Raw genomic sequence first — 4,415 nt, forward strand, 5'->3', positions numbered from 1 at the left:
GCGGAGGACATGGTCGGCTCCCGTTCGTCGGGTGGAGTGGGGGGGGCGGTCCGTCACGCGGACGCCTGGGCCATTATGCGGCCCGGCCTATGCTGGGGGACGCACCCGGACCCCCTCGAAGGAGCACCCCCTCGTGACCTCTGCCCAGCCCATCACCACCGTCCTGGACACGGTGCCCCTGAAGCGGGCCCTGATCTCCGTGTACGACAAGACCGGCCTCGAGGAGCTCGCCACCGGGCTCCACGCCGCGGGCGTGCAGATCGTCTCGACCGGCTCCACCGCCCAGCGCATCGCCGCCGCCGGCGTGCCGGTGACCGAGGTCGCCGAGGTCACCGGGTTCCAGGAGTGCCTGGACGGCCGCGTGAAGACGCTGCACCCGCGCGTGCACGCGGGCATCCTGGCGGACCGTCGTCGCGAGGACCACGTGACCCAGCTGCGCGCGCTCGAGGTGGAGCCGTTCGACCTCGTCGTCGTGAACCTCTACCCGTTCGTGGACACCGTGAACTCGGGCGCCGCGGAGGACGCCGTCGTCGAGCAGATCGACATCGGCGGGCCGTCCATGGTGCGCGCGGCCGCGAAGAACCACGCGTCCGTGGCGATCGTCGTGGACCCGGCCCGCTACGGCGAGGTCGTCCAGGCCGCCCAGTCCGGCGGCTTCGACCTGCGCGCCCGCCGGCGCCTGGCCGCCCTGGCCTTCGCCCACACCGCGGCGTACGACAACGCCGTGGCCGCCTGGACCGCCGCCCACTTCGGCGAGGACATCCACGCCGACGAGATCCCCGTGTTCCCGCTCTACGCCGGCTTCTCCCTCGAGCGCGCGCAGATCCTGCGCTACGGCGAGAACCCGCACCAGCCCGCGGCGCTGTACCTGGACTCCTCGGCGGCCCCCGGCATCGCGCAGGCCGAGCTGCTGCACGGCAAGCCGATGAGCTACAACAACTACGTGGACGCCGACGCCGCGGTGCGCGCCGCCTTCGACCACCCGGTCCCGGCCGTGGCGATCGTCAAGCACGCCAACCCGTGCGGCGTGGCCGTCACGGACGAGGGCACGGACATCGCGCAGGCGCACGCCAAGGCCCACGCGTGCGATCCGGTCTCCGCGTTCGGCGGCGTGATCGCGGCCAACCGCCCCGTCACCGCCGCCATGGCCGCCCAGGTGAAGGACGTGTTCACGGAGGTCGTCGTGGCCCCGGCGTTCGAACCCGAGGCCCTGGAGATCCTCTCCGCCAAGAAGAACCTGCGCCTGCTGAGCCTGCCCGAGGGCTTCCTGCGGGACGCGGTGGAGGCCAAGCAGGTCTCCGGCGGCATGCTGCTGCAGATCGCGGACGCGGTGGACGCGGACGGCGACGACCCGGCCACCTGGACCCTCGCCGCCGGCCCGGCCGCCGACGAGGCCGTCCTGGCCGACCTGGCCTTCGCGTGGCGCGCCGTGCGCGCGGCCAAGTCCAACGCCGTGCTGCTGGCCCACGACGGCGCCACGGTCGGCGTGGGCATGGGCCAGGTCAACCGCCTCGACTCCTGCCGCCTGGCCGTCGAGCGCGCCAACACCCTGGGCGCGGCGCAGACCGGCGGGCAGGACGTGAACAGCGCCGGCGGCGCGGAGAACGTCTCCGGGGAGGGCGCCCCCGAGCGGGCCCGCGGGTCCGTGGCCGCCTCGGACGCGTTCTTCCCGTTCGCGGACGGGCTGCAGATCCTCATCGACGCCGGCGTGAAGGCCGTCGTCCAGCCGGGCGGCTCCGTCCGGGACGAGGAGGTCGTGGCCGCGGCCGAGGCCGCCGGCGTGACCCTGTACCTGACCGGGGCGCGCCACTTCTTCCACGGCTGAGCGGGGCGGGCCGATGGTGTGGAGCCCCTCGGCCTGGTCGTCTCCTTCTTCATCGCCCAGGCCGTGCGGGGCACCTGAGCCGGCCACGATCCACGCCGCCGTCGTCGGAGGGCGCCCCCTCCGACCCGACGCCCCCCCTGGTACCCGGGCGATCCCTCCCGGCCCGGCGAGGGCACCGGTGACGGCCGGGGGCGCTGACGCCGAGCCACACACGGTGTGGCGCGTCCGAGACGCCGGGTAGATTGGCGGCGAGTCACCCGTTCCCTGCCGACGAGGGCCGCGTCTCGAGTGCGGCCAGAAGGAGAGATCATCCGCATGTCGAAGATCATCTACACGCTCACGGACGAGGCGCCCATGCTGGCCACCGCGTCGCTGCTGCCGATCGTGCGCGCCTACGCGGGCACCGCCGGCGTGGAGCTGGAGACCCGTGACATCTCGCTAGCCGGCCGCATCCTCGCCGCGTTCAAGGACGTCCTGCCCGAGGACCAGCGCACCGCGGACGCCCTCGCCGAGCTCGGCGAGCTCGTGAAGACCCCCGAGGCCAACGTCATCAAGCTGCCGAACATCTCCGCGTCCGTGCCGCAGCTGCGCGCCGCGATCAAGGAGCTGCAGGCGCACGGCTACGCGCTGCCGGAGTACCCGGACGAGCCGAAGACGGACGCGGAGAAGGACGCGAAGGCGCGCTACGACTCCGTCAAGGGCTCCGCCGTGAATCCGGTGCTGCGCGAGGGCAACTCGGACCGCCGCGCCCCGAAGGCCGTGAAGGCGTACGCCAAGCGCTTTCCCCACTCGATGGGCGAGTGGACCCCGGACTCCAAGACCGCCGTCGCCACCATGGGCGCGGACGACTTCCGCGCCAACGAGCAGTCCGTGACCCTGCCGGCCGCCGACGTGCTGACGATCGAGTTCACCGGTGAGGACGGGAAGACCACCGTGCTCAAGGAGGGCCTGAAGGTCCTCAAGGGCGAGGTCGTGGACGGCACGTTCATGTCCGCCAAGGCCCTGGACGCGTTCCTCGCCGAGCAGGTCAAGCGCGCCAAGGAGGAGGGCATCCTCTTCTCCGCGCACCTGAAGGCCACCATGATGAAGGTCTCCGACCCGGTGATCTTCGGCCACGTCGTGAAGGCCTACTTCTCCGAGCTGTTCGAGAAGTACGGCGAGCAGCTGGCCGCCGCCGGCCTGTCCGCGAACAACGGCCTCGCCGCGATCGAGGGCGGCTTGGACAAGCTCGACGCCGAGACCGCCGAGGGTGTGCGCGCCGCCATCGCCGCCGCCTACGAGAACGGCCCGGACGTGGCCATGGTGAACTCCGCCAAGGGCATCACCAACCTCCACGTGCCCTCCGACGTGATCGTGGACGCCTCCATGCCCGCCATGATCCGCACCTCCGGCCGCATGTGGAACAAGGACGACCAGACCCAGGACACCCTGGCCGTCATCCCGGACTCCTCCTACGCCGGCGTCTACCAGGCCGTGATCGACGACTGCAAGGCCAACGGCGCCTACGACCCCACCACCATGGGCACCGTCCCGAACGTGGGCCTCATGGCGCAGAAGGCCGAGGAGTACGGCTCGCACGACAAGACGTTCATCATGGACGCCGCGGGCACCGTGGCCGTGAAGAACTCCGCCGGGGAGACCCTGCTCTCCCACGAGGTCGAGGCCGGCGACATCTGGCGCGCCTGCCAGACCAAGGACGTCCCGGTGCGCGACTGGGTGAAGCTGGCCGTGACCCGCGCCCGCGCGTCCCAGACCCCGGCCGTGTTCTGGCTGGACGAGACCCGCGCCCACGACCGCGAGCTCATCAAGAAGGTCGAGGAGTACCTCAAGGAGCACGACACCGAGGGCCTGGATCTGCGCATCCTCTCCCCGGTGGAGGCCACCAAGCTCTCGGTGGAGCGCATCCGCCGCGGCGAGGACACCATCTCCGTGACCGGCAACGTGCTGCGTGACTACAACACGGATCTGTTCCCGATCCTCGAGCTGGGCACGTCCGCGAAGATGCTCTCGATCGTCCCGCTGCTCAACGGCGGCGGCCTGTTCGAGACCGGCGCGGGCGGCTCCGCCCCGAAGCACGTGCAGCAGCTGCTGGAGGAGAACCACCTGCGCTGGGACTCCCTCGGTGAGTTCCTCGCGCTGGCCGTGTCCTTCGAACACGAGGCGGTCGCGAACGAGAACCACCGCGCGCAGGTGCTCGCGGACACCCTGGACGCCGCCACCGGCACCCTGCTGATCGAGGGCAAGTCCCCGAAGCGCAAGGTCGGCGAGCTGGACAACCGCGGCAGCCACTTCTACCTGGCGCTGTACTGGGCCCGCGAGCTGGCGAAGCAGACCGAGGACGCCGAGCTGGCGGCCGCGGCGAAGCCGATCGCCGAGGAGCTGGAGGCCCAGGAGGAGACCATCCTGGCCGAGCTCAACGGCGTGCAGGGCTCCCCGGTGGACCTGGGCGGCTACTACGCGCCGGAGATGGAGAAGGTCACCTCGGTGATGCGTCCGTCCGCGACGCTCAACGCGATCGTGGACAAGCTCTCCGTCTGAGCGACTGAGCGTCGGGGGCCGGGCCGCGTGCGTGGAGCGCGCGGCCCGGCCC

At 71.7% G+C, this 4,415-nt stretch carries 2 protein-coding genes; both read left to right on the plus strand.

The features are described from left to right. Positions 1-133: 133 nt before the first annotated feature. Positions 134-1,825: a bifunctional phosphoribosylaminoimidazolecarboxamide formyltransferase/IMP cyclohydrolase gene (gene purH, locus J1M37_RS10085; RefSeq protein ID WP_206452551.1), complete on the plus strand. Its 1,692-nt coding sequence runs from the start codon at positions 134-136 to the stop codon at positions 1,823-1,825. Positions 1,826-2,140: 315 nt separating this feature from the next. Continuing rightward, entirely contained in the window at positions 2,141-4,363 is a 2,223-nt protein-coding gene (locus tag J1M37_RS10090) for an NADP-dependent isocitrate dehydrogenase (RefSeq protein WP_206452552.1), read from the plus strand. Positions 4,364-4,415 lie beyond the last annotated feature (52 nt).

Source organism: Micrococcus sp. KRD012 (assembly GCF_017168555.1).
Classification (GTDB): Bacteria; Actinomycetota; Actinomycetes; order Actinomycetales; family Micrococcaceae; genus Micrococcus; species Micrococcus luteus.

Excerpts from the sequence above, each read along its gene's own strand:
- J1M37_RS10090 (WP_206452552.1), top strand. The coding sequence starts at position 2,141 with ATGTCGAAGATCATCTACACGCTCACGGACGAGGCGCCCATGCTGGCC.